The sequence below is a fragment of the Cupriavidus sp. GW822-FHT06G04 genome, from assembly GCF_058799075.1.
Genome location: NZ_JBXALD010000013.1, coordinates 84,141 through 109,187, shown reverse-complemented (window position 1 = coordinate 109,187; position 25,047 = coordinate 84,141). Strand labels below are relative to the sequence as shown.

General features: G+C 62.3%; 29 protein-coding genes and 2 pseudogenes. 6 read left to right on the top strand and 25 right to left on the bottom strand.

What is annotated here, in order from left to right; genetic code table 11:
* Nucleotides 1-44 precede the first annotated feature (44 nt).
* The 3 genes from AC1RKI_RS25215 to petA are packed head-to-tail and all read right to left on the bottom strand — an operon-like array spanning nt 45 to nt 2,849.
* A complete protein-coding gene (locus AC1RKI_RS25215) occupies nt 45-788 on the bottom strand; it encodes a cytochrome c1 (RefSeq protein ID WP_061956421.1) in 744 nt (247 codons plus the stop codon).
* A 37-nt stretch (nt 789-825) separates the two neighbouring features.
* Nucleotides 826-2,229 carry a cytochrome b gene (locus AC1RKI_RS25210; RefSeq protein WP_404991973.1) on the bottom strand — a complete coding sequence of 468 codons (1,404 nt, stop codon included), beginning with the start codon at nt 2,227-2,229 and terminating at the stop codon, nt 826-828.
* 2 nt (nt 2,230-2,231) lie between these two features.
* Nucleotides 2,232-2,849 carry a ubiquinol-cytochrome c reductase iron-sulfur subunit gene (gene petA / locus AC1RKI_RS25205; RefSeq protein ID WP_061956423.1) on the bottom strand — a complete coding sequence of 206 codons (618 nt, stop codon included), beginning with the start codon at nt 2,847-2,849 and terminating at the stop codon, nt 2,232-2,234.
* A gap of 231 nt (nt 2,850-3,080) precedes the next feature.
* Between petA and mscL the strand changes: the two genes are divergently transcribed.
* The gene (mscL, locus tag AC1RKI_RS25200) at nt 3,081-3,515 is read left to right on the top strand and encodes a large conductance mechanosensitive channel protein MscL (RefSeq protein WP_061956425.1); all 435 of its coding nucleotides are present in this window, start codon (nt 3,081-3,083) and stop codon (nt 3,513-3,515) included.
* Nucleotides 3,516-3,547: 32 nt separating this feature from the next.
* Here mscL and AC1RKI_RS25195 read toward each other — a convergent pair.
* Nucleotides 3,548-3,649, bottom strand: a pseudogene (locus tag AC1RKI_RS25195) (Nif3-like dinuclear metal center protein); the annotation flags it as partial.
* A gap of 370 nt (nt 3,650-4,019) precedes the next feature.
* On the opposite strand from AC1RKI_RS25195, the gene AC1RKI_RS25190 reads away from it, so the two are divergent.
* From AC1RKI_RS25190 to AC1RKI_RS25175, 4 genes are all read left to right on the top strand, one after another.
* Nucleotides 4,020-4,331, top strand: coding sequence for a hypothetical protein (locus AC1RKI_RS25190; protein WP_008651550.1), 312 nt, complete (start codon nt 4,020-4,022; stop codon nt 4,329-4,331).
* Between the two features lie 111 nt (nt 4,332-4,442).
* On the top strand, nt 4,443-5,882 hold the full coding sequence (locus AC1RKI_RS25185; RefSeq protein WP_008651549.1) for an IS481 family transposase: 1,440 nt from the start codon (nt 4,443-4,445) through the stop codon (nt 5,880-5,882).
* The gene (locus tag AC1RKI_RS25180; protein WP_008651548.1) at nt 5,879-6,712 is read left to right on the top strand and encodes an ExeA family protein; all 834 of its coding nucleotides are present in this window, start codon (nt 5,879-5,881) and stop codon (nt 6,710-6,712) included. Before AC1RKI_RS25185 ends, AC1RKI_RS25180 begins: the two co-directional genes overlap by 4 nt.
* 53 nt (nt 6,713-6,765) lie before the next feature.
* A complete protein-coding gene (locus tag AC1RKI_RS25175) occupies nt 6,766-6,981 on the top strand; it encodes a hypothetical protein (RefSeq protein ID WP_011229369.1) in 216 nt (71 codons plus the stop codon).
* Between the two features lie 181 nt (nt 6,982-7,162).
* On the opposite strand, the pseudogene AC1RKI_RS25170 reads toward AC1RKI_RS25175, so the two are convergent.
* A pseudogene (locus tag AC1RKI_RS25170) lies at nt 7,163-7,816 on the bottom strand (Nif3-like dinuclear metal center hexameric protein); the annotation flags it as partial.
* Between the two features lie 20 nt (nt 7,817-7,836).
* On the opposite strand from AC1RKI_RS25170, the gene AC1RKI_RS25165 reads away from it, so the two are divergent.
* Nucleotides 7,837-9,030 (top strand): Do family serine endopeptidase, encoded by a 1,194-nt coding sequence (locus tag AC1RKI_RS25165; protein ID WP_227458824.1) that lies wholly within the window; start codon nt 7,837-7,839, stop codon nt 9,028-9,030.
* 575 nt (nt 9,031-9,605) lie between these two features.
* On the opposite strand, the gene AC1RKI_RS25160 is transcribed toward AC1RKI_RS25165, so the two are convergent.
* The 20 genes from AC1RKI_RS25160 to AC1RKI_RS25065 form a co-directional block, all read right to left on the bottom strand.
* Nucleotides 9,606-10,748 (bottom strand): porin, encoded by a 1,143-nt coding sequence (locus tag AC1RKI_RS25160; RefSeq protein ID WP_061956431.1) that lies wholly within the window; start codon nt 10,746-10,748, stop codon nt 9,606-9,608.
* Between the two features lie 255 nt (nt 10,749-11,003).
* The gene (tatC, locus tag AC1RKI_RS25155; RefSeq protein ID WP_244786202.1) at nt 11,004-11,786 is read right to left on the bottom strand and encodes a twin-arginine translocase subunit TatC; all 783 of its coding nucleotides are present in this window, start codon (nt 11,784-11,786) and stop codon (nt 11,004-11,006) included.
* 2 nt (nt 11,787-11,788) lie between these two features.
* On the bottom strand, nt 11,789-12,310 hold the full coding sequence (gene tatB, locus AC1RKI_RS25150) for a Sec-independent protein translocase protein TatB (protein WP_061956435.1): 522 nt from the start codon (nt 12,308-12,310) through the stop codon (nt 11,789-11,791).
* Between the two features lie 90 nt (nt 12,311-12,400).
* Nucleotides 12,401-12,637, bottom strand: a complete 237-nt coding sequence (gene tatA / locus AC1RKI_RS25145) for a Sec-independent protein translocase subunit TatA (protein WP_061956437.1) — start codon at nt 12,635-12,637, stop codon at nt 12,401-12,403.
* 161 nt (nt 12,638-12,798) lie between these two features.
* Nucleotides 12,799-13,155 (bottom strand): histidine triad nucleotide-binding protein, encoded by a 357-nt coding sequence (locus AC1RKI_RS25140; protein WP_061956439.1) that lies wholly within the window; start codon nt 13,153-13,155, stop codon nt 12,799-12,801.
* 84 nt (nt 13,156-13,239) lie between these two features.
* Nucleotides 13,240-13,632: a DUF4870 family protein gene (locus tag AC1RKI_RS25135; protein ID WP_061956441.1), complete on the bottom strand. Its 393-nt coding sequence runs from the start codon at nt 13,630-13,632 to the stop codon at nt 13,240-13,242.
* A gap of 55 nt (nt 13,633-13,687) precedes the next feature.
* Nucleotides 13,688-14,065 carry a phosphoribosyl-ATP diphosphatase gene (locus tag AC1RKI_RS25130; protein WP_341248652.1) on the bottom strand — a complete coding sequence of 126 codons (378 nt, stop codon included), beginning with the start codon at nt 14,063-14,065 and terminating at the stop codon, nt 13,688-13,690.
* On the bottom strand, nt 14,062-14,469 hold the full coding sequence (gene hisI / locus AC1RKI_RS25125) for a phosphoribosyl-AMP cyclohydrolase (protein WP_061956580.1): 408 nt from the start codon (nt 14,467-14,469) through the stop codon (nt 14,062-14,064). Before hisI ends, AC1RKI_RS25130 begins: the two co-directional genes overlap by 4 nt.
* Before the next feature lie 2 nt (nt 14,470-14,471).
* Nucleotides 14,472-15,242, bottom strand: a complete 771-nt coding sequence (hisF, locus tag AC1RKI_RS25120; RefSeq protein WP_492797991.1) for an imidazole glycerol phosphate synthase subunit HisF — start codon at nt 15,240-15,242, stop codon at nt 14,472-14,474.
* A gap of 61 nt (nt 15,243-15,303) precedes the next feature.
* A complete protein-coding gene (hisA, locus tag AC1RKI_RS25115) occupies nt 15,304-16,047 on the bottom strand; it encodes a 1-(5-phosphoribosyl)-5-[(5-phosphoribosylamino)methylideneamino]imidazole-4-carboxamide isomerase (protein ID WP_061956447.1) in 744 nt (247 codons plus the stop codon).
* Between the two features lie 172 nt (nt 16,048-16,219).
* Nucleotides 16,220-16,873: an imidazole glycerol phosphate synthase subunit HisH gene (gene hisH / locus AC1RKI_RS25110; RefSeq protein WP_061956449.1), complete on the bottom strand. Its 654-nt coding sequence runs from the start codon at nt 16,871-16,873 to the stop codon at nt 16,220-16,222.
* Entirely contained in the window at nt 16,870-17,493 is a 624-nt protein-coding gene (locus AC1RKI_RS25105) for a YchE family NAAT transporter (RefSeq protein ID WP_061956451.1), read from the bottom strand. Before AC1RKI_RS25105 ends, hisH begins: the two co-directional genes overlap by 4 nt.
* Before the next feature lie 90 nt (nt 17,494-17,583).
* A complete protein-coding gene (gene hisB, locus AC1RKI_RS25100) occupies nt 17,584-18,171 on the bottom strand; it encodes an imidazoleglycerol-phosphate dehydratase HisB (protein ID WP_061956453.1) in 588 nt (195 codons plus the stop codon).
* Between the two features lie 7 nt (nt 18,172-18,178).
* Nucleotides 18,179-19,279, bottom strand: a complete 1,101-nt coding sequence (hisC, locus tag AC1RKI_RS25095) for a histidinol-phosphate transaminase (protein WP_492797994.1) — start codon at nt 19,277-19,279, stop codon at nt 18,179-18,181.
* 128 nt (nt 19,280-19,407) lie between these two features.
* A complete protein-coding gene (gene hisD / locus AC1RKI_RS25090) occupies nt 19,408-20,742 on the bottom strand; it encodes a histidinol dehydrogenase (protein WP_061956457.1) in 1,335 nt (444 codons plus the stop codon).
* A 44-nt stretch (nt 20,743-20,786) separates the two neighbouring features.
* Nucleotides 20,787-21,461: an ATP phosphoribosyltransferase gene (gene hisG / locus AC1RKI_RS25085; protein ID WP_061956459.1), complete on the bottom strand. Its 675-nt coding sequence runs from the start codon at nt 21,459-21,461 to the stop codon at nt 20,787-20,789.
* A gap of 38 nt (nt 21,462-21,499) precedes the next feature.
* Nucleotides 21,500-22,750, bottom strand: a complete 1,251-nt coding sequence (gene murA, locus AC1RKI_RS25080; protein ID WP_061956461.1) for a UDP-N-acetylglucosamine 1-carboxyvinyltransferase — start codon at nt 22,748-22,750, stop codon at nt 21,500-21,502.
* A gap of 64 nt (nt 22,751-22,814) precedes the next feature.
* Entirely contained in the window at nt 22,815-23,063 is a 249-nt protein-coding gene (locus AC1RKI_RS25075) for a BolA family protein (protein ID WP_061956463.1), read from the bottom strand.
* Nucleotides 23,064-23,097: 34 nt separating this feature from the next.
* Nucleotides 23,098-23,934, bottom strand: a complete 837-nt coding sequence (locus tag AC1RKI_RS25070; protein ID WP_061956465.1) for an ABC transporter permease — start codon at nt 23,932-23,934, stop codon at nt 23,098-23,100.
* Entirely contained in the window at nt 23,931-24,881 is a 951-nt protein-coding gene (locus AC1RKI_RS25065; protein ID WP_061956467.1) for an ABC transporter ATP-binding protein, read from the bottom strand. Before AC1RKI_RS25065 ends, AC1RKI_RS25070 begins: the two co-directional genes overlap by 4 nt.
* Nucleotides 24,882-25,047: the final 166 nt, after the last annotated feature.

Genomic DNA, 25,047 nt, shown 5'->3' with positions numbered 1-25,047 from the left:
CCAGATTTGTTACAACTCCTGCGACCGAATCTTCTAAGCGAAGCTTACTTCACATCCTTCCAGTAAGCAGCATTGAGGCGCCATGCGAAGATCGTGAACAAGCCGAGGAACAGCAGCACCCAAACGCCAAGCCGTTTGCGATGGCTTTGGGCAGGCTCGGCCATCCAGTTCAGGTAATTGACGAGATCGGCAACGGCTTGGTCGTATTCCTGCGTGCTCATCTTGCCGGGCGTGAGTTGTTGCCATCCCGCGAACTTGTGCACCTTTTCGCCGTGTTCTTCCACTTCGGTGTACTTCGGTGCGCGCTGACCCTGCAATTCCCACAGCACATGCGGCATGCCTACGCTCGGGAATACAAGATTGTTCCAGCCCGTCGCGCGGGCATCATCGCGATAGAAGGTGCGCAGGTATGTATAGAGCCAGTCATTGCCGCGGGCTCGCGCGATGACAGACAAATCTGGCGGAATTGCACCGAAAAACGCTTTCGCATCCTTCGGCGGCAGCGCAATCGCCATGGTTTCGCCAACTTTGTCGGCCGAGAACAACAGATTCTGGCGGATCTGGTCGTCCGTCAGATCGAGGTCCTTCAACCGGTTGTAGCGCATCATCGACGCGCCATGGCAGTTCAGGCAGTAGTTGACGAACAGCTTGGCGCCACGCTGCAGCGAGGATACATCGCTTGTATCCAGCGGCGCCGGCTCCAGAGGGTAGCCTCCCTCCGAAGCCATCGCGGGCAGCGCGGCAAAGCATGCGCCGACCAGTGCGAAGATCGAAAGCAACTTTTTCATCTTGTGTCCTTGTCCTCTTGTAGTGTCGCGCGGCGTCTTAGTGCGGATGGAACGTGACACGCTCCGGCACCGGCTTGAACGTGCCGGCACGGCTCCACAGCGGCATGGTCAGGAAGAAGGCAAAGTACAGCAGCGTACCCAGCTGCGATACCTTCTCGCCAACCGGCGACGGCGGTTGCACACCCAAATAGCCCAGGACCAGGAACACCACCACGAAGACGATCAGGATCGACTTGTGGAACGATGGACGATAGCGGATCGACTTGACCGGCGAGCAGTCGAGCCAAGGCAGGAAGAACAGCACGATCACCGAGCCGCCCATCACCAGCACGCCCCAGAACTTGGCGTCGATGAAATAGAAGCCCACGGCCAGGATCACGAGCACAGCCACCGAGCCAATACGGACGCGCGCATCCTTCGTGCGCAGGAACACCATGCCAAGCACGACCGCGAAGAACAACCACAGGATCGGCAGGAAGTTCGACGTGGTGGCGCGCAGCATCGAGTAGAACGGCGTGAAGTACCACACCGGTGCGATGTGCGGCGGCGTCTTCAGCGGATCGGCCGGGAAGAAGTTGTTGGCCTCCAGGAAATACCCGCCCACTTCGGGGAAGAAGAAGATGACGGCCGAGAAAATGATCAGGAATCCGCCAACCCCGAGCAGGTCGTGCACCGAGTAGTACGGATGAAACGGAATGCCGTCGAGCGGAATGCCGTTTTCATCCTTCTTCGCCTTGATTTCGACGCCGTCCGGATTATTTGAACCGACTTCATGCAGCGCGATGATGTGCGCCACGACCAGGCCCAGCAGCACCAGCGGCACCGCGATGACGTGGAACGAGAAGAAGCGGTTCAGCGTGGCATCGCTGACCACGTAGTCACCGCGGATGAACAGCGACAGGTCCTGGCCGATCACGGGAATCGCCGAGAACAGGTTCACGATCACCTGAGCGCCCCAGTACGACATCTGGCCCCACGGCAGCAGATAGCCCATGAAGGCTTCGGCCATCAGACACAGGAAGATCAGGCAGCCGAAGATCCACACCAGCTCACGCGGCTTGCGATACGAACCGTACAGCAGTCCGCGGAACATGTGCAGGTAGACCACGACGAAAAACGCCGAGGCGCCGGTGGAATGCATGTAGCGCACCAGCCAGCCCCAGGGCACTTCGCGCATGATGAATTCCACGCTCGCGAAGGCCACCGGAATGCCGGCGGCGTTGAGAGTGCCGTCCGGTTTGTAGTTCATCACCAGGAAAATGCCGGTGACGATCTGGATCACCAGCACCAGCAGCGCAAGCGATCCGAAGAAATACCAGAAATTGAAATTCTTGGGCGCGTAGTACTTGGAGAGATGGTCTTCCCAAAGCTGCGTCGCGGGGAAGCGGGCGTCGATCCAACCCAGCAGCCCGGTAGTCTTGACTTCTTTTTCGGCCGCCATGATCACGCTTCTCCTTTCTCGTCCTTGCCGATCACGATTTTCGTGTCGGACAGGAACTGGTACGGGGGGACGTCAAGATTCTGCGGGGCAGGCTTGTTCTTGAAGACGCGGCCGGCCAGGTCGAAGGTGGAACCATGGCATGGGCACAGGAAGCCCGGATCGCCGCCGAGCTGGGGATTGGCGCCGGCCGGGAACGGACCCGATGGCGAACAGCCCAGATGGGAACAGATGCCAACCACGACAAGCAGGTCTTTGTGGTCTGCGCGGGAACGGGTTTCGTTCTTGCAGTACTCCGGCGTTTTCATCGTGAAAGGCACGTCGGAGTTTGGATCGGCCACTTCGGGATCTGTTTTCTTGAGCGAAGCCAGCATCTCGGGCGTGCGGCGCAGAATCCAGACCGGTTTGCCGCGCCACTCCACCGTCATCATCTCGCCAGGTTTCAGCGCGCCGATATCAGCCTCGACTGGCGCTCCGGCGGCCTTGGCCTTCTCCGACGGTGCAAACGTACTAACAAACGGTACCGCTACTGCTACGCCTCCTACGCCGCCCGCGACAGATGTCGCGATCAACCAATTGCGGCGACCTTTGTCCACGTTCTTCACGTTCTGCTGGTCACTCATTCCAAACCCCAGGGGATGTCATCAATTGAATCCTGCGTCAACAAAAAATTATACCTGAGGCACATCTGGCGACGATAGGCGAACTACTGATAGCCGTCGCGCCGATAATCGGTCATGGGATCGGTGTTGGGGCGTTCGAACGCGGCATCCAGACTTGCACTCGAGGTTGCGATGATGCAGTCTTACTCGAACGCAAACGTTAATCTGGAACAACAAATTGGAGAAAAGCCTATGGGAATGATGAGCGAGTTCCGAACTTTTGCCATGCGCGGCAACGTGATCGACCTGGCTGTGGGTGTCATCATCGGCGCGGCTTTTGGGAAGATCGTCGATTCGGTCGTCAATGACCTGATCATGCCGGTGGTGGGGCGCGTGGTAGGTAAACTGGATTTTTCCAACATGTTCATCGCGCTGGCGGACCCTCCGCCCAATGTCCCCCACACGCTTGACGCGCTGAAAAAAGCCGGCGTGCCGGTGTTTGCCTACGGCAACTTCCTGACCATCGCGGTCAATTTCGTCATCCTGGCCTTCATCATCTTTTTGATGGTTCGTGGCTTCAACAAGATGCGGGCCAAACACGAGGAAGCCCCCGCGCCAGCGGAAACGCCTGAAGACATCAAGCTGCTGCGCGAAATCCGCGACAGCCTGCAGGCGCCGCGCGCCTGATTTTTGGTTCTCGCGGAAGACCCGGGCCCGGTTCAGACCGGGTTCGGGATATCGATGAACGTATGGCGCAGGCCGAAGCGCTGCGACAAATGTTCCCCCACTGCGCGAATGCCGTAACGCTCGGTGGCGTGATGGCTGTGCATAAGCAGCTTTCGTGATGCCGAAAGCGTGGGGATTTGAGCAAGAACGGTGATGGACGCTGGAGGGGTTCCCTCAGGGAGCGTGCATGCACGCGCCTGAGGGAAGATGTCGCCTTTATTGTGTCGAGCAATGAAGGAGACCTCAGCAGTGTGCCATGCCTTGCTACAAACGCCAGCGTTTTTTGCCCTGTTGCGCCGGATCGACGAAGACTTGATGAAGGTGGCGCGAGACAGGGGCTGCTGCCATTGCGGCTCTGTGCTGCACAGTGCCAACTATCCGCGTAAGCCGCGCGGATGCCCACCGGCAGCACACCCGGACTGCAATACGCGCCTGAGCCTGTGCTGTGCCGGATGCCGCAAACGCATGACGCCCGATTCGGTGCGCTTTCTCGGCCGGCGTGTCTGGCTGGCCATTGTCCTGGTACTGCGATCGAGCCGTGCCACTGGCGCCTGCCTGGACGGCCTGCCGGCGATCAGTTGGGCCACGCTCAAGCGCTGGCGTCAGTGGTGGACCGAGACCTTCCCCAAGACCCCCGTCGGTCGGTGGCTGCGTGGCCTCATCCCGCCAACGCCCGAGCCGTTCATCTATCCCGACTGCCTGCTGCAATCGGTCGAGCACGACAGCGAAGACGAGCGTCTGGCCGCGGTGTTGCTTCTGCTGCTGGGCCCGGCCTGACCACGCTGGCTGAGGGATGCGCCAGATAGGGGAATCTCCCGCAGAACATGTCGATGGCGGGTCACCCGCACTGCCCGTAGCCTGCTCCCGTTATCCCCCCAACGGAGAGTCATGTCACTATCGATTGATCATCGCAACCGATGGGCGCGCTTGCGCTTCTCGGTCATTGGCCCTTTGCTGGCTTCGCCGCCTGCCAAAGGAGAATTGCAGCAAGCGTTCCAGGCACTGGCCGCCAAGGTCTGGCGGCACCCCATCACCGGCGCCGACGTTCAGTTCGGCGCGTCTTCCATCGAACGCTGGTATTACCGGGCCCGTCACGTCCAGGATCCGGTCGATCAACTCAAGAACCGACTGCGCGACGATTGCGGCCACTTCGTCAGTCTGAGCCCAGCCATCATCGAAGCGCTGGTCGAGCAGTACCGTCAGCACCCCGGCTGGACCATGCAGTTGCATTACGACAACCTGCGCGTCGCGACCAAGGATGGCCCGGACACGCTGCCGTCCTACACCACGGTGTGCCGGTATCTGAAGGCGCAGGGTCTGGTGCGCAAGCCAACCCCGCGCTCGAGCACGGATGGGGCCATCGCTGCTGCGGCTCGCCGCGAGGCACGCGAGGTGCGTAGCTACGAGGTCGACCACGTGGCCGCGCTCTGGCACCTGGACTTCCACCATGGTTCGCGCAAGGTGCTCACCCCCGATGGGCAGTGGCACAAGCCGCTGCTGCTCTGCATTATGGACGACCATTCGCGGCTGGTCTGCCACCTGCAGTGGTTCCTCGACGAGACCACTGCCTCGCTGGTGCACGGCGTCTCGCAGGCGATCATGAAGCGAGGGCTGCCGCGGGCCATCATGACCGATAACGGCGCAGCCATGATGGCCGACGAGTTCGTCGAGGGGCTGGCCAGTCTGGGCATCCTGCACCAGACTACCTTGCCCTACAGCCCATACCAGAATGCCAAGCAGGAACGCTTCTGGGGACAGCTCGAGTCCCGGCTGATGGCCATGCTCGAAGGTGAGTCGCACCTCACCCTGGAGCAATTGAACCTCGCCACGCAGGCCTGGGTCGAGCAGGAATACCACCACAAGGAACACGCCGAACTCGAGGCGACGCCTCTGCAGCGCTACCTGTCCTGTGCCGACGTCTCGCGCCCCAGTCCCGAGGCGCTGGCCTTGCGCCGGGCCTTCCGTATCCGCCAGCATCGCCGCCAGCGCAGAACCGACGGCACCTTCACGTTGGACGGCGTGCGCTTCGAGATCCCCGGCGCTTACCGCCACCTCGAGCAAGTCTGCCTGAGCTACGCGCGCTGGGATCTCTCCCAAGTCGACCTGATCGATGCGCGCATCGGCGCGATCCTGGCCGCCGTGTTCCCGCTGGACAAGTCTGCCAATGCCGACGCACGGCGCGCGCATCTCACGGCCAAGGGTGCCTCGCCTGCTAACGAGGAACCCGCGCAGGCTGGCACTGCGCCGCTGCTGCGTCAGTTGCTCGCCGAACACGCCGCCACCGGCCTGCCGCCGGCCTATCTCCCACCCGCACCCACCAAGCTATGAATCAACCCAACCTGCTGGCCTTGTACGGTCTGAAGTTCAACCCCTTCGCCCAGGACATCCCCGTCGAGGCCGTGTTCGTGCCACCCAAGCTCGATCACTTCTGCTGGCGCATTGAGAACGGTATGGCCCGCGAAGGCGGCTTCGCCATGGTGCATGGCGACCCCGGTTGCGGCAAGAGCGTCACGCTGCGCCTGCTCCATCAGCGCCTCATGCGCGTCCCCGATCTGATGGTCGGCTCGATCGCTCACCCACAGAGCAATCTGGCGGACTTCTATCGCGAGCTCAGCGACATCTTTACCGTACCGCTCAAGCCCCACAATCGCTGGGGCGGCTTCAAGGCGCTGCGCGAGCGCTGGCTCACCCACATGGAGGCCAGCCGCCGCCGCTGCGTGCTGCTCATCGATGAAGCCCAGGAGATGGCGGTGCCAGCCCTCTCGGAACTGCGCCTGCTCGCACAGGCACGCTTCGACTCGCAATTGCTGCTGTGCGTGGTGCTTGCCGGCGACGCTCGCCTGCCGGAGAAGTTCAGCCGCGAGGACCTGATCCCGCTGGGCAGCCGCATCCGCTGCCGTCTGGCGCTGGAGAGTGCGAGCATCGACGAGCTGCAGGCCTGCCTGGACCACTTGCTGGCCGCCGCCGGCAACGCCACCCTGATGACCATGCCATTGCGCCAGACCCTGTGTGAGCACGCCGCCGGCAATTACCGCATCCTGATGAACCTGGCGGGCGAGCTTCTGGCCCAGGCCGCGCAGCGGGAGCTACCGCAGATCGACGAGAAGCTCTATCTGGAAACCTACAGCGCAACCCTGAACCGCCGCGCCAGGCGGTGAGTGGCGCCGTTGGCCATCGCCGCCACGTCCATCAACACAACGACGACATCACCATGACCTTCCACCAGCCATCCGGCATCGCCCAGGGGCTGCCCCTGCTCATTGATGCCAACTGGACGCCCGCGCAGGCCTGGGCTGTGATCGAATTGCTCGACGATCTGCGCGACCGTCTGCATGCTCACTATCAATTGGCCTTGGCCCAGTGGCTGGCCGAAGATCGGCAGGAGCATCCTGATGGCCTTGGCGATCTCGCAGATAACGACTTCTGATCCAGTAACAAGGGGCCCGCCGGGCCCCTTGTTACATCAGTGCCGCTGCTCCGCATCCGGTCCACCGCGATAGATCGCCACGTCCATCAGCGTTGCCCGACGGCACGCAACATTGGTGATGGACGGTGCCGCAGCCGACCATCAATTACCGTGCTCGCGCATCCATCGAATCTCGTGCTCACGCACAATGGCCCGCGGCGATATACGCCACGCCGCTCTCGCGCGCCAGGTGGGTGGTCGGTTCGGACACTTCGCCGCTCAAATATACGTCCACGCCCGCTGCCACAGCCGCGGCAAAATATCCCTGCGCGCCGCCCGTACACCAGGCGATCGACCACACCGTCTGGTCCGGATCGCCAATCGCCAACGGCTCGCGATCCAGAACCCCACCGACGTGCGCGGCAAACGCGCTCAACGGCATCGGCTGGGGCAGCGTCCCGGTCCATCCCAATTGATCGTCGCTAAAGCGGCCGTTCGGCGCGATGCCGAGCTGTAGGCCAAGCTGGGCGTTGTTGCCCAGTTCGGGGTGCGCATCGAGCGGCAGGTGAAATGCCAGCAAATTGATATCGGCGGCAAGCAACTTTTTCAGCCGCGCATGCTTTTGTCCGATAACGCGGGCGTCCTCGTTTTTCCAGAAATATCCGTGGTGAACGAGGATGGCGTCGGCCCCCGCATCGATCGCTGCGTCGATTAACGCCAGGCTGGCGGTTACGCCGGTGACGATATGCTCGATTTCTGCGCGGCCTTGCACTTGGAGTCCGTTCGGGCAATAGTCCTTGAAACGGGAAACCTCCAACAGGTCGTTCAAGTACAATTCAAGCTCTTTTGTTTTCATTTTCTGCTCAAAACTCCAATATGTTGCGCCGCTTTTGGCTGTTCTTCGCTCAGGCTGTCACGGTTGTGCTAGCCGTGTGGTTCGTGGTGGCCACGCTCAAACCCGAGTGGCTACAGCGCGGGCGGGTGGCCGTGCAATCCGGGTCTCCTATCGTCGCACTGAAAGAAGTCGTGCCAAGTGTGGCGGGGTCGGCTGCGCAGGGGTCGTATAGCGACGCCGCCAAGGAGGCCATGCCCGCGGTGGTCAATATCTTCACCAGCAAGAACGGGTCAAAGCGCTCGCCCAATCCGCAGGCTGAGGATCCATGGTTCCGGTTCTTCTTTGGCGACCGGCTTCCGGAGCGCCAGGAGCCGGTTTCCAGCCTGGGCTCAGGGGTGATCGTCAGCGCCGAAGGTTACATTCTAACCAACCACCATGTGGTGGATGGCGCAGACGAAATCGAGGTGGCGCTGACCGACGGCCGCAAGGCTAACGCCAAGGTAGTGGGCTCCGATCCGGAGACCGATCTGGCCGTTCTCAAGATTTCGCTCAAGGATCTGCCTGCGATCACGCTGGGTCGCATTGAGAACGTGAAGGTCGGCGACGTCGTCCTTGCCATCGGCAATCCATTCGGCGTTGGGCAGACCGTGACGATGGGTATTGTTTCCGCGCTGGGACGCAGCCATCTTGGCATCAACACGTTCGAGAACTTCATCCAGACCGATGCGGCGATCAATCCCGGCAATTCGGGTGGTGCGCTGGTGGACGCCCAAGGCAATCTGCTGGGCATCAACACCGCGATCTACTCGCGTTCCGGGGGATCACTGGGCATTGGTTTCGCGATTCCGGTGTCGACCGCAAAGCAGGTGATGGAATCGATCATCTCGACTGGTAGCGTCACGCGCGGCTGGATCGGTGTGGAGCCACAGGATCTCACCCCTGAAATCGCAGAATCGTTTGGTTTGGATGCGAAGGAAGGCGCCCTGATTGCCGCCGTGGTCCAGGGCGGCCCTGCCGACAAGGCGGGAGTGAAGCCGGGTGACGTGCTGGTATCGGTCGACAATCAACCGATCACGGATACGACAGCACTGCTCAATGCCATTGCGCAACTGAAGCCTGGCGCCGAGATCAAGATGAAGGTGATCCGCAGAGGCAAGCCGGCCGATCTGGCGGTCACGATCGGCAAGCGGCCGCCGCCACCGCGGCGCGCGATGCCGCTGGATGAAGAAGAGTAAAGATAGTGACTGCACAGCCACTGTAGCTCGCCCGATGACAGCTCGGCCAAGGACAAACCCTCGTCAGCAATGACGGGGGTTTTTTGTTTGGCGGCGCGAGAATGATGGCATCCGCGGCAAATTTGCGGCAGGACTGCGAACCGAATGGGCATACAGGGCGATTTCCGGCGCGGTCCGCAAAGGGCAACACGCAGCCTGAAGCGGTCCCTCGATGGGCTTTGGCTACCGATGGCGAATTGGCTTGCCTCGGCCGCCAGTGTCCGCAGTATGTATGTGGATCGCCCCCCTTGTTCCCAAGCCGGGCGCCATTGAGTGTCGAGCGGGTGGCGCCGAGCATGCCGGCCCTTTCCAGACTCATAGTGAGCGCGGCAAGCTGATGCGCTACGGACGCGGCCGATGGTGCCGACCTGACAGGCTCGGGCGACTCACACGAAGATAGCCGGACACGATATCGACTTCTACGACACGCGAGGCCGACACTTAAAAGCCCGCGCACAAAAGAAAACGCCGGCATCCTTTCGGAAGCCGGCGTTTCCATCAAGCCGAATCTGAAGCGGGCTTACACCCGCGTCAAATTAGAACTTGTGGCGAACACCAACCACAGCGCCGAACTGGTTGGCCGAACCGTTGGTCGCGCCGAAGCCCGAACCAGCAGCGCCCGTGCCCGACAGGCCCAGGGTCGAACCATCCTTGTTCTTCGTGTAAGCCACGTTGAAGTATGCGTCGGTACGCTTCGAGAAAGCGTAGTCCGTCGACACCACGAAGCTCCACGGATCAGCACCGGTGTTGCGGAAGTCTTGGTAGTAAGCTGCGCCGGTCAGCGACAGAGCCGGGGTCAGCTGGTAACCCAGACCCAGCCAGTACAGGTTCGACACGTTGGCAGCAACCGTACCGTTTGCCAGCGTACCGCCCGGCAGACGTGCGTTGTCCAGGGCGTGAGCGTAACGGTAGCCAGCGAAGACCTTGGCCGGACCGAAAGCGTACGTACCAGCCAGCGAAGCGCGTTGGATCTTGGCGCGGGTCGAGTCAACACCAGCGATAGCCGGGTTGCCCAGGTTCGTTTCGTCAAAGATTGCGCCGATCGAGAACGGGCCGCCGTTGTAAACCACGCTGGCGCTGTACTCACGGCCGGTCTTGTACGAACCCGGAACTTCGCCGCTGATACCTTGGTAGGCGCTGGCCGTACCAACAGTGTTGGCACCGGTGCTGTACAGCAGCGAGGTGGTCAGGCCACCGAACGTGCCGATGTACTTGACCGAGTTGTCAGCACGCGACTGGAACTCGGTGCCTTGCGACGTGATCGAGTAGTTCGACGAGATGGCCATCGGGTCGAAGGCCAGACCGAAGTCATAGAACGGCGTTTGGTGGCGACCCAGGGTCAGGGTACCGAACTGGCTTTGCACACCCACGAAGGCTTGACGGCCGAACAGACGGTTGCTTTGACCCGACACGCCGGTGTCAACGCTGAAACCGCTTTCCAGGACGAACACGCCCTTCAGGCCGCCGCCCAGGTCTTCCACGCCACGCAGGCCCCAACGGCTGCCCGACATGTTGCCCGAGTTCAGACGCACCACGTCGTGGCTGCCCGACACGCCCGGCTGATGGTTTTGGTATTCGACACCAGCGTCAACCACACCGTACAGGGTCACGCTCGACTGGGCATAGGCACCGCCGGCGGCCAGAGCGGCAACGGCAGCTGCAAACAGTTTCATCTTCATATCGACACTTTCCTTGTCAACTGATTGGGAAATCTTGGTTGCCCAAGTGCTTGGGCGACGCATTAACCTTCACGTCTGCGTCGTATTATGTGTCACCCCCCCGGCGCGTCAGAAGTCTTTTTCGCCGTAAACTCGGTTTACCGACCGATCTTGTTGTGATGAAGCAACAGCAATCGGGGGGATTTTCACTACTTTGGTGCAAAACCCGACATTCAGACCCGCGGGATACAGGCCGTTAACATCTTCCGATGCAACTTAATCGGCCTGAGCTTCGCCTTCTGCGGCCGTATGGAGGGGCTGTTTTGTCACAAAGCGCGCCATCAGCAACCCGAGCTCGTATAACGCGATCAAAGGTACAGCCAGCAACAGTTGCGACATCACATCAGGCGGTGTGACGACAGCGGCGATCACAAATGCGCCGACGATCACGTACGGGCGGATCTGCTTGAGCTTCTCCAGTTCCACCACGCCAAACTTCACCAGCACGATAACCACCACCGGTACTTCAAAGGTGATGCCGAAGGCCAGGAAGGTGGTCATCGCAAAGCTCAGGTACTTGTCGATGTCGGTCGACATCTCGGCGCCGAGCGGTGCGTTGTAGTGCGCCATGAAATGGAACACGGTAGGAAACACCAGAAAATACGCGAACGCCACGCCGCACAGGAAAAGGAAATAGCTGCTGCTCACCAGCGGCAGAATCAGCTTCTTTTCGTGTTGATACAGGCCCGGCGCAACAAAACGCCAGATCTGGTAAAGCACCCAAGGCAACGCGATCAAAAAGGCAACAAGCATCGTCACTTTCATCGGCACAAAGAATGAGCCAGTGACATCGGTGACGATCATGCGCCCATTCTTTGGCAGCGACCGGGTAAGCGGCGCCGAGAACAGGTTGAAAATCTCCGCGGCCCAGTAAACCAGGCCGAGAAAGACGATGACGACCCCTGCCACCGCCTTGACCAGCCGCTCACGCAGTTCGATCAGATGGGAGATGAAGGTTTCTTGCTGGGATTCGTCGTTGGGATCTGGAGTGCCCGACATGCTTACTCGAAGAAGGATCGGTTACGGCCGCTGGCCGGGCGATGACGCTTGACGCGGGCCGCGCCGGACTGCACCCAGACGCGCGTGTTCTGTTGGCGCTTGAACCAGATCGGCCTTGCGCCCTGTTTCACGCGCCAGCTCTTGCGCCCGTTGCGCGTCTTGTGCGCGCTATCCCAGCTCGGGACATATCCGGCCGAGACGTCGGTGCCACTGGACCCCGCCGCGTCCGCGCGCGAGTCGGTTCCGCCCAGCGCGTCGTTCAGCGCCTGCGAGTGCTCGCTGACTTCCTTGTGGATCGTCTGCTCCACATCGCGCGCGGCGGTCTCGAATTCGGTGCGCATCTTGCGCAGTTCTTCAAGTTCCACCTCGCGGCTCACTTCGGCCTTCACATCGTTGATATAACGCTGCGCGCGGCCGACCAGTGCGCCAACCGTACGCGCGACTTTCGGCAAACGCTCAGGGCCGATCACGATCAGCGCAACGGCGCCGATCAGTGCCAGCTTGGAAATGCCGAGATCGATCATGCGGACATCGGAACAGGGAAACGGGGCAGGCAAGCCGCGTCATGCGCGGCCGCCGGGAGGATGACTGACAAGCCAAAAGTCGCCGACAGCTTATTGCTGACGGGACTTCTCCTTGGCTTCGACGTCGATCGTGGTGGAATCGCGCAGTTCCTTGGCCGGTGCGGCCTGACCGCCCGCTTCTTCGGCGTTGCCTTCCTTCATGCCGTCCTTGAAGCCTTTCACCGCGCCGCCCAGATCCTGGCCGATATTGCGCAGCTTCTTGGTACCGAAGACGAGCATGACGATCACCAGCACGATCAGCCAGTGCCAAATGCTTAACGAACCCATTTCTTGCTCCTGATAAAGCCGCGGGCGTCGGAAACTTACCGCCCGGCCCCGTAGTTCCGTCCATCGAAAGTTGCGGCGGGCGACGGTGGCCGACGCAACAACCGGCAGGGCCATTTTTCTAGCCCGACCTGACTCATGCCCTGGCTGTCCTGCAAAAATTCTCAGAACGCCGGTGATTTCCACTGATCGCGCGGACCGCCGAGTACATGCAAATGGAGGTGGAACACTTCCTGTCCGCCGTCCGTGCCGGTGTTGATCACCGTCCGGAAGCCATTGTTGCAGCCGGCAAGGCGCGCCAGTTCTGGCACCTTGAGCATCATTCTAGCAAGCACATCCGCGTCGCCGGCGCTGCAGTCTGCCAGCGAATCGACATGCGATTTCGGAATAACCAGAAAGTGTACCGGCGCTTTGGGATGAATGTCGTGAAAAGCCAGCAGCTCGTCGTCCTCATACAGCTTGTTGGACGGGATCTGGCCGGCCACGATCTTGCAGAAGATGCAATTGTCCTGGGATTTCATGAAGTTTTTGTTGCAGCGTGTCGGTGCGTTCGTACTTGCGTGGCGCACCACCCGGCATTACCGCGCACGGAATTCCCGCTCGTCTCAGAATTGCTCGCCCGGATACATCGGTTTGCGGTCGTTCAGATAGAGCCAACCCTTGACGATACGATACAGCATCCAAAGTGACAACACGCTCCACAGGCCGATCGCGACCGGGAAAAGCAACACCGTCAAGAACATGCAACCGCCCACCGCGAACCACAGGATCGACCACCAGAAGGTACGGATCTGCCAAGCAAAATGCGACGCATACAACGTGCCGCGCGTATCGTCCCGCTTCACATAGTTGACGATGATTGCGATCAGCGCCGTGATACCGCCCGTAACCCAGTGAATCGCGTAGAGCGCATAGAGGATGTGGGTGAGCTTGCGCAGCCCATCGAGCTTGTCGCTGTCCGCAGTCGTCGTAACTTGCGAGGTGTAGTCCGTCGCCATCGTGCCCTCCAGCGTTGCGCCGTGCCCGGACCAGTTCCGGGCGGCATGCGTAATGCTACTCCTTGCGGCCAGCCTTCTCTGCCAAGCCAGACATTCCCTCGCGGCGCGCCAGTTCGTTGACGACATCTGCCGGCGAAAGGCCAAAGCGGGCCAGCAAGATCATGGTGTGAAACCACAGGTCGGCCACCTCGTACACAACCTTGCCCACCGCCTGCCCGTCAAGGTTTGCCGCGCGGGCATCCTTGGCGGCCATCACGGTCTCGGTGGCTTCCTCGCCGATCTTCTTGAGGATGGCGTCGTCGCCTTTCTTGAACAGCTTGGCGACATATGACGTTTCCGGATCGCCGCCATTTTCGGGCTTGCGCGACTCCAGTGTCGCAGCGACGCGCGCCAGCACGTCGGCCAGGTCGGCCTGGGTTGTTTGCTGCGTCATGATTTTGCGGCGTAGATCGTCGACGGGTCCTTGAGCACCGGCTCGACCGTCTGCCAGTCGCCCGACTCCACATCGCCTTCGAACTTCTGGAAAAAGCACGAATGCCGGCCGGTATGGCAGGCGATGCTGTCGACCTGCGTGACCTTGAGCAGTACAACGTCTTCGTCGCAATCCAGGCGGATTTCATGCACCTTTTGCACGTGGCCGGATTCTTCGCCCTTGTGCCACAGCCGTTTGCGCGAGCGGGACCAGAACACGGCCTCGCCCAGCTCCACGGTGCGCTGCAGCGCCTCGCGGTTCATGAACGCAAACATCAGCACATCGTTCGAGCCCGTCTCCTGGACGATCACCGGCACCAGACCGTTATCGTCCCACTTCACCTTGTTCAACCACTTCTTTGCCATGATCACATCCGGACGGGTATGCCCTCGCGGGCCATGAATGCCTTTGCTTCGCCAACCGTGTGCTGGCCGTAGTGGAAAATGCTCGCGGCCAGGACCGCATCGGCATGCCCCAGGCGAATGCCGTCGGCCAGATCCTGCAAGCCCCCTACGCCGCCCGATGCAATGACCGGCACCGGAATGGCATCGCTGACAGCGCGCGTCAGCTCCAGGTCGAAACCGCTTTTCGTGCCGTCCCGGTCCATGCTGGTGAGCAGGATTTCCCCCGCACCGCGCCGCGCCATTTCGCGCGCCCATTCGACGGCGTCCAGGCCGGTCGCCTTGCGGCCGCCATGGGTGAACACTTCCCAGCGCGGCGGCTCGCCCGGCGCCGAACTGCGCTTGGCGTCGATCGCCACGACGATGCACTGGGAGCCATACTTGCCGGTGGCGTCCGACACCAGTTGCGGATTGGCAATGGCCGACGAATTGACGCTGATCTTGTCGGCGCCGGCATTGAGCAGCCGCCGCACGTCCTCGACGGCGCGCACGCCGCCGCCAACCGTCAGCGGAATGAACACCTGCGAGGCAACGGATTCGATGATATGGAGGATCAGGTCGCGACCGTCGCTGGTAGCGGTGATGTCCAGGAATGTGATTTCATCGGCGCCCTGCTCATCATAACGACGCGCGATCTCCACGGGATCGCCCGCATCGCGCAGCTCGACGAAATTGACGCCCTTGACCACCCGCCCGTTGGTCACGTCCAGGCAGGGGATGATACGTTTGGCTAGCATGAGGTTCCTTGCCTGCCGCCTCCCGCCCGGGTGCGGCTGGTTATGGCGCGGCGTCCGGCGGTTACTCGGCGCCCAGCTTGTCCGCGCGCGCCTGGGCGTCCGCGAAGTTCAGGTCGCCCGAATAAATTGCGCGGCCGCAAATCACGCCTTCCACACCTTCGCGCTCCACGGCGCAGAGCTGGTCGATATCGGCCAGATTGGACAAGCCGCCGCTGGCGATCACCGGAATCGACATCGACTGGGCCAGTTTCACCGTCGCATCGATGTTGATGCCCTGGAGCATCCCGTCGCGCCCGATGTCGGTGTAGATGATGGCTTCGACGCCGTAATCCTCGTACTTGCGTGCCAGATCCGCCACTTCGTGGCCGGTGAGCTTGCTCCAGCCGTCGGTGGCAACCTTGCCGTCCTTGGCGTCGAGGCCAACGATGATGTGGCCGCCGAACGCCGAGCAGGCATCCTTGAGGAAGCCCGGATTCTTGACGGCGGCCGTGCCGATGATCACGTACGACAAACCGTCGTCGAGCCAGCGCTCGATCGTGTTCAGGTCCCGGATGCCGCCGCCAAGCTGCACGGGGATCTCGTCGCCCACTTCGGCGATGATCGACTTGATGGCCGCCTCATTGCGCGGCTTGCCAACGAATGCGCCGTTCAGGTCGACCAGATGCAGGCGACGCGCGCCCTGATCGACCCAGTGACGTGCCATGGCGGCGGGATCTTCGGAAAAGACGGTGGCCTGGTCCATGTCGCCTTGTTTGAGGCGTACACACTGACCGTCCTTCAGGTCGATGGCCGGAATGAGCAACATAGCGTAACGAGCGTGGTGGTTGTGTAAAAAAGAAAAAGGCAGCGATGCCGACGCGAGGCGCCGGCGTTCAGGTCATTCGTGTCAGATTTGCAGTGCGCAGTCTGGTCGGTGGCTCTGAGGGAATCGCTGGACAGTCATTGTGGCGCTTCTGGTAACAGGTGCTTCGGACGCTTTACGGATTCCAGTGCACGAAATTCCGGTATAGCTGCAAACCCATCTTGGCGCTCTTCTCCGGGTGGAACTGCGTGGCGAAAATATTATCGCGTGCCACCGCACTGGTAAACACGACGCCATAATCGGTTTCGCCGACAACATGGGCCCGGTTCTGCGCATGCACATAATAGCTGTGCACAAAATAAAACCAACTATCGTCCGGAATGCCGTTCCACAGCGGATGCTCCACCGCCTGGCGCACGCGGTTCCATCCCATCTGCGGCACCTTGAAGCGCGAGCCATCGGGCTGCGTCATCCCGTCCAGTTCGAAGCGGATCACCTCGCCAGGCAGCAGCGCCAGGGCGGGCGTGGCGTCCGAACCAGCGCGAGCTTCGCGGCTACGCTCGAACAACATCTGTTCGCCAACGCACACACCCAGCATCGGCTTGGTTGCCGCGGCTTCCAGCACAGCCTGCTGCAACCCCGATTCGCCCAGCGCGCCCATGCAGTCTGGCATCGCACCCTGGCCCGGCAGCACCACGCGGTCCGCCGCGCGAATGCCTTCCGGCCGGTCTACGACCTGGACGTCCGCTTCCGGCGCCGCGGCGCGCAGCGCCTGCGCCACCGAGCGCAGGTTGCCCATGCCGTAATCCACAATTGCTATGGTAGTCATGATTTCAAAACAGGCAACAATGTCTTCAGCCCGTCAACAATGAATTCGACGGCCAGCGCCGACAGGATCAGTCCCATCAGACGCGTGCCGATATTGATCCCGGTCCGGCCAATCACCCGCGCGATGGGATCCGCCGCGCGGAACGTTCCGTACACCACCAGGCCCAGCAGCATCCCAATTCCCACCAGTATCAACAGCTCATACCAGTGGTGGGTCTTTCCCGCATAGACGATCACCGTACTGATCGACCCCGGCCCGGTCAGCAACGGCAGCGCCAGGGGCACCACCGCCACGCTGGTCTTTGCCTCGGCCTCGTCCTCTTCCTCGGGCGTGGCCTTGGTGCGGCCAGTCTGGGCGTTCAGCATGTTCATCGCCATCATGATCATGATGAGACCGCCCCCCACCTGCAGCGACGCCACCGAGATATTGAAGAACTCGATGATCTGCTGCCCCAGCAATGCCGACAATCCCACCACGATCGCCACGGCGATGGACGCAGTCTTGATCGTCCGCAGTTTCTCGTCTTCAGTCTGCTGCGTGGTCAGACTGATAAAGAACGGAATGGCACCGATCGGATTGATCAGCGCCAGCAGCGAGATGAAAGACTTGAGCGTATCCATCGGATGCGGGAGTGTCGGTGGTCAGGAGCGTCGCCGCAACCAGCCGGCTCGCCTGCAATGGTGCCGCAGGTCAGTGTGGACGAGTATCGCTCAGAGAGACCCCTTGGTCGACGGAATCTGATTACCCGCGCGCGGATCCATTTCCACCGCCATGCGCAGCGCGCGGCCAAAGGCCTTGAACACCGTTTCGCATTGATGATGGGCATTGATGCCACGCAGATTGTCGATATGGAGCGTCACACCCGCATGATTGACGAAGCCGCGGAAGAATTCGATCGTCAGGTCGACATCGAAGCTGCCAACGCGCGCGCGCGTAAAAGGCACGTGAAACTCCAGGCCCGGACGGCCCGAAAAATCGATCACGACGCGCGACAGGCATTCGTCAAGCGGCACGTAGCTATGCCCGTAGCGGGTAATGCCTTTCTTGTCGCCGATGGCGCGCGCCACGGCCTGCCCCAACGTGATACCGACGTCTTCCACCGTATGGTGATCGTCGATATGCGTGTCGCCGGTGGCTTCGACTTCGAGGTCGAACATGCCATGGCGGGCAATCTGGTCCAGCATGTGGTCGAGGAACGGCACGCCGGACGCCAGCTTCTGGCGACCGGTGCCGTCGAGATTCAGCGAAACGCGGATCTGCGTTTCCGAAGTATTGCGGGTGACCTCTGCAACACGCATGGTGGGGTTAATCCTGCAATGAAGCGTTAAAGGCTTCAAGAAACTGCGCGTTTTCTTCGGGGGTGCTGACCGTCACGCGCAGACAGTTGGCCAGCAATGCGTGCATTTTACTCACGTTCTTGATCAATACCTTCCGCGCCAGCAAACGGTCGAACGTCTGTGCCGCATCCGGCACGCGCACAAGCAGGAAATTCGCGGCGCTCGGAAACACCGTCACGCCCGGTGCGGCGGCCATCGCCGCGGCCAGCCCGGAGCGCTCGGCGCGCAATTGCGCCGCCTGGTCATCAAGCACATCGACATGCTCGAGCGCGAACAAGGCGGTTGCCTCGGTCAGCACGTTGACGTTGTACGGCGGGCGCACCTTGTCGAGTTGCGACAGCCATTCGGGCGCGCCGGCCACATAACCGAGGCGAATACCGGCCAGGCCCAGCTTGGACACCGTGCGCATCACCAGCAGATTGCCGAATTCGGTCAGGCGCGGCATCCAGCTTTCCTGCGCGAACGGCTGATACGCCTCGTCCACCACCACCAGGCTGCGGCAGACTTCGCCCTGCGCGGCGCGCACGATCGCTTCCATGTCGGCCGCGTCGAACAGGTTGCCGGTCGGATTGTTCGGATAAGCCAGATAGATGATCGCGGGCTGGTGCTCGGCAATCGCCTGCAGCATCGCCGCACGGTCGAGCGAAAAATCGACGCTCAGCGGCACACCCACGAATTCGAGGCCGGCAAATTGCGCCGACATCGCGTACATGACAAAACCGGGCACGGGCGCCAGCACTTTCGCACCGGGCCGCGCTGCAGCCAACGCCAGGATGCTGATGATCTCGTCCGAACCGTTACCGAGCAGCACATCCATCCCGGCGGGCACCTGCATCACCGACTTCAGGCGCGCGCGCAATGCCTCGCTGCTGGGAACGGGATAACGATTAAGTGCGACTTCGCCAAGCCGGGCGGCCAGTTGCGCGCGCAATTCGGGAGGCAGCCGGTACGGATTCTCCATCGCGTCGAGTTTCACCAGTCCATGCGAATCGGCCACGTGGTAAGCGCCCATGGCGCGTACGTCGTCACGGATGATGCGTTCGATCAGAGATGGGTCTACGACTGGCATGAATGGTCCTTACTGTTTTCGCGATACAAGATGCAACTCGATGACGCGGCGGCGCGTCGATGACAGCCGCACGCGCCGCCGCCACCCGCCGACGTCGCGCGGGTGGCGGACGACATCAAAACGTTCGCCTAACGCTTAAAGCGGTATTCGGCACTGCGGGCATGGGCCTGCAGCCCTTCGCCATATGCCAGTTCGGCGGCAATCTGGCCCAGCATCTGCGCGCCGCCCTCGCTGACTTCAATCAGGCTCGAACGCTTCTGGAAGTCATACACGCCCAGCGGCGACGAGAAACGCGCGGTGCGGGACGTCGGGAGAACGTGATTCGGGCCCGCGCAATAGTCGCCCAGCGATTCGCTGGTGTAGCGACCCAGGAAAATGGCACCGGCGTGGCGGATCCGCTCGCTCCACTGGCGCGGATTTTCCGCGGAAATCTCGAGATGCTCGGGCGCGATCGCATTCGCGATCTCGCAAGCCTCGTCCATGTCGCGCACCTTGATCAGCGCGCCGCGGCCGGACAGCGAGGCCGCAATGACTTCGCGGCGCGGCATCGTAGGCAACTGGCGCTGGATGCTTTCTTCCACGCGCGCGAGATATCCCGCGTCGGGGCACAACAGGATCGACTGCGCCAGCTCGTCGTGCTCCGCTTGCGAGAACAGGTCCATCGCGACCCAATCCGGGTCGGTCGTGCCATCGCAGATCACCAGGATCTCGGACGGCCCGGCGATCATGTCGATGCCGACCGTGCCGAACACGCGACGCTTTGCGGCGGCCACATAGGCATTGCCCGGACCAACGATCTTGTCGACTTGCGGCAGCGTCGCCGTGCCATACGCCAGCGCACCCACCGCCTGCGCGCCGCCGATCGTGAACACGCGATCGACGCCGGCGATCTGCGCGGCGGCCAGCACCAATTCGTTACGCACGCCGCCGGGCGTGGGCACGACCATGATCACTTCCTTGACGCCCGCCACGCGCGCCGGGATCGCGTTCATCAGCACCGAAGACGGATACGCGGCCTTGCCGCCCGGCACGTACAGGCCGACGCGGTCCAGCGGCGTCACCTTCTGGCCCAGCATCGTGCCGTCGGCCTCGGTGTATTCCCAGCTATGACTGCCGCATTCGATCTTCTGCTTCTCGTGATAAGCGCGCACGCGCGCAGCAGCGGCTTCCAGCGCGGCGCGGCGCTTGGGCTCCAGCTCCTCGAGCGCGGCATCGAGCTGCGCTTGCGTGAGTTCCAGCGCGCCCATCGAGGCGGCCTCCACGCGGTCGAATCGTCGCGTGTATTCCAGCACGGCGTCGTCGCCGCGCTTGCGCACGTCGGCCAGGATATCGGCCGCGGCACGATCGATCGCCTCGTCTTCCGATGCCTCGAAGGCCAGCACCTGACGCAGCGCATCGGCAAAACCCGGCTCGGCCGAGTCCAGCCGGCGGATCGACAGGTTGTCCATATCGGTTTCGTTCATGACTACGTTTCCTCGCGGGTCCCCGGTCTTTTCGTGTGACTACCTCAGGCGAGTGCCGCCGAGGCCCGTTCAAATGCATCGAGAATTGGCGCCAGCCGCTCGCGCTTGAGCTTGAGCGCGGCCTGGTTGACCACCAGTCGCGACGAGATCTGCGCGATTTCTTCCACCTCGACAAGATTGTTGGCGCGCAACGTGCCGCCCGTGCTGACCAGATCGACGATCGCGTCGGACAGGCCGACCAGCGGTCCCAGTTCCATCGATCCGTACAGCTTGATCAGGTCGACGTGCACGCCCTTCTTGGCGAAATGTTCACGCGCGGTTTGCACGTACTTGGTTGCCACCGCCAGGCGCGCGCCCTGGCGCACAGCATTCACATAATCGAAACCCGCGGGCACGGCCACCGACATCCGGCAGCGCGCGATGTTCAGGTCGATCGGCGCATACAGCCCCGTCATGCCGTGCTCCATCAGCACATCCTTGCCGGCCACGCCAAAATCGGCGGCGCCGTATTGCACGTAGGTCGGCACGTCGGACGCGCGCACGATGATCACGCGCACGGCCGGATCTGACGTCGGCAGGATCAGCTTGCGCGAGGTTTCCGGATCCTCGGTCACATGGATGCCGGCGGCGGCCAGCAGCGGCATGGTTTCGGTAAAGATGCGGCCCTTGGACAGCGCCAGCGTCAGCTGGTCGGGCGATGCATTGAAGGCGGGGCTCATAGATGGCTCTGTGCGGATTCGGGGCGACGGTGTCGGGCTTAGCTGATGCGGCGGATCTTGGCGCCGACGGCCGACAACTTGTCTTCCATGCGGTCGTAACCGCGGTCCAGGTGATAGATGCGCTCGATCATGGTTTCGCCTTCGGCCACCAGGCCCGCGATCACCAGACTCGCCGACGCGCGCAGGTCTGTGGCCATGACATTGGCGCCGGACAGCCGCGGCACGCCGATCACCACGGCCGTGTTGCCCTCTGCCGTGATATTGGCGCCCAGGCGGTTCAGTTCCTGCACGTGCATGAAACGGTTTTCGAAAATCGTTTCGGTGATGCGGGCAGTGCCGTCGGCCACGGCGTTCAGCGTCATGAACTGCGCCTGCATGTCGGTCGGGAATGCAGGGTACTCCGACGTGCGGAAGCTGACCGATTGCGCTCGCCGGGGCATTGCCAGGCGGATCCAGTCGTCGCCGGTTTCCACCGTGGCGCCGGCCTCGCGCAGCTTGATCAGCACCGCATCGAGAATCAGCGGCGGGATGTCGCGCAGCACGATGTCGCCGAGCGTTGCGGCAGCCGCGCACAGGAACGTGCCAGCTTCGATGCGGTCGGCCACCACGCGGTGCTCGGCGCCATGCAGACGTTCGACGCCCTGCACCACCAGGCGATCCGTGCCGATGCCGTCGATCTTCGCGCCCATCTTCACCAGCAGCTCGGCCAGGTCGGTGACCTCGGGCTCGCGCGCGGCGTTTTCGAGCACGGTCTCGCCGTCGGCCAGCGTAGCCGCCATCAGCAGGTTTTCCGTGCCGGTCACGGTGATCATGTCCGTCACCACGCGGGCGCCCTTCAGGCGGCTGGCGCGCGCGTGGATGAAGCCATGCTCGATCGTGATCTCGGCGCCCATCGCCTGCAGGCCCTTGATGTGCTGGTCGACCGGGCGCGCGCCGATGCCGCAGCCGCCGGGCAGCGACACGCGCGCCTCACCGAAGCGCGCCACCAGCGGGCCCAGCACCAGGATCGACGCACGCATGGTCTTCACCAGGTCGTACGACGCTTCCGGCGAGTTGATGTCCGCGCCGTTCAGCGTCGCTACGCCGTCGACCATGTCGGCCTGCATGCCCATCTGGCGCAGCAGCTTGAGCATGGTCCGCGTGTCCTGCAGGTCGGGCACGTTGCTGATGGTCACGGTGTCCGCGGTCAGCAGGCCGGCGCACAGGATGGGCAACGCGGCGTTCTTGGCGCCCGATACGCGGATTTCGCCCTTGAGCGGCCCGTTGCCCTGGATCTGGAATTTGTCCATGTCTTGTCTTGTTAGCCGGACGGGTCACGCCCGGCCGGTCATTGTCGTGATGCGGCGATACCGCTTATTTGCCTGCGTCGGCCTGCCACTCGGCGGGCGTCAATGTCTTCATCGACAACGCATGGATCTCGGCGCGCATGCGGTCGCCCAGGGCTGCATACACGCGCTGGTGACGCTGGATCAGGCGCTTGCCGTCGAATTCCGCGCTGACGATCGTCGCGAAGAAGTGCTGGCCGTCGCCTTCCACTTGCAGATGTTCGCAGGGCAATCCTTGGGCAATGTAGTCCCTGACTTGTTCCGGGGTAGGCAGCATGTCTGTCTCTCTTGAAATCGGTGATTACGGCCGCTCAGTGCCGCAGCTTGTAGCCCTTGCGCAGCAGCCGCAGCGCCAGCGCCGCCAGCACCACGAAGGCCACGACGACCACCGCCAGGCTGTGCAGCGGCGGCACGTCGGATACGCCGAAAAAGCCGTAGCGGAAACCGTCGATCATGTAGAAGAACGGATTGGCGTGCGAGACGGCCTGCCAGAATGGCGGCAGCGAATGGATCGAATAGAACACGCCGGACAGGAACGTCGCCGGCATGATCAGGAAATTCTGGAACGCGGCGAGCTGGTCGAATTTCTCGGCCCAGATCCCGGCGATCAGCCCGAGCGTGCCGAGGATGCCGGCGCCCGCCACGCCGAACACGAGAATCCACAACGGATGCGCGAAATGCAGGTGGGCAAACCACGCCGTCACCAGCAGCACACCAAGCCCCACGCACAGCCCGCGGACCACCGACGCCACCACGTACGCGCCGAACATCTCCCAGTGCGACAGCGGCGGCAACAGGATAAACACCAGATTGCCCGTGATCTTGGACTGGATCAGCGACGACGAACTGTTGGCGAAAGCGTTCTGCAGCACGCTCATCATCACCAGGCCCGGCACCAGGAACGCGGTGTAGCTGATCTGGTCATAGACGCGCACGCGGTCTTCCAGCACATGGCCGAAGATCAGCAGGTACAGCACGGCGGTCAGCACCGGCGCCGCCACGGTCTGGAAAGACACCTTCCAGAAACGCAGGACTTCCTTGTAGAGCAGCGTGCGGAAACCGACCAGGCCACCCACGGCCATCGATTGCAGGCGTTGCTGTTCGAGCTCGCGCTGCTGGGCCACTTCGATATCCACCGGGTTCTTCATGCCGCTGCCTCCATGGCGCTGTTCGGCATGCTGCCGGGCATCTGGCCTTCGCGACGCATGATCTGCACGAACACGTCTTCGAGATCGGCCTTGTTGATTTCCATGTCCTCGATCTCGCAGCCGGCCGCGCGCAAGGCGGCCAGGATCGGCTCGACCGCCTCGTAGCCCGACAGGCGCAGGCGGTGCGCGCGCTCGCCGGGGCTGCTCGGGGTGCGCAGCGCCTCCAGTTCGGCGGGCAGGACGCCGCGCGACAGCGTCAGCACGAGCTGCAATCCGGCAAACTGGTTCAACAGGCTGCTGGTGCGGTCCAGCGCCACCACTTCGCCGAACTTGAGCATCGCGATGCGATCGCACAGCGACTCGGCTTCTTCCAGGTAGTGGGTGGTCAGGATGATCGTGTGCCCCTCGCGATTCAGGCGCGAGATGAACTTCCAGAGCGTCTGGCGCAGTTCCACATCGACGCCGGCGGTCGGCTCGTCGAGCACGATGACCGGCGGACGATGCACCAGCGCCTGCGCCACCAGCACGCGACGCTTCATGCCGCCGGACAGCTGGCGCATGTTGCTGTCGGCCTTGTTGGTGAGATCGAGGTTGGCCATGATCTCGTCGATCCAGTCGTCATTGCGCGTCAGGCCGAAATAGCCGGACTGCAGGCGCAGCGTCTCGCGCACGGTGAAGAACGGATCGAACACCAGTTCCTGCGGCACCACGCCCAGCATGCGGCGCGCCATGCGGTAGTCGTCCACCACATCGTGACCCAGCACGCTGATGCTGCCCGAATCGGCGCGGTTCAGCCCCGCGAGGATCGAGATCAGCGTGGTCTTGCCGGCGCCGTTGGGGCCGAGCAGGCCGAAGAATTCGCCCCGCTCGACGCTGAAACTGACGCCCTTGAGCGCCTGCAGATTGCGGTAGCGCTTGCGGACATCGGTAATTTCGATGGCTTTCATGGCCGAATGTCTGTGACGGGTCCGCGTGAAAAAGCGGCCTCTCTTGGAGTTGGGAGCGCCCTTGGGGTTAGCCGCGCAGCACCTGGCGAATCGTGTCAGGACACTTGGGGGCGACTTGGGGACGAACAACCCGGAATTATAGGGGATGCGGGGGAAGTCCCGCTCC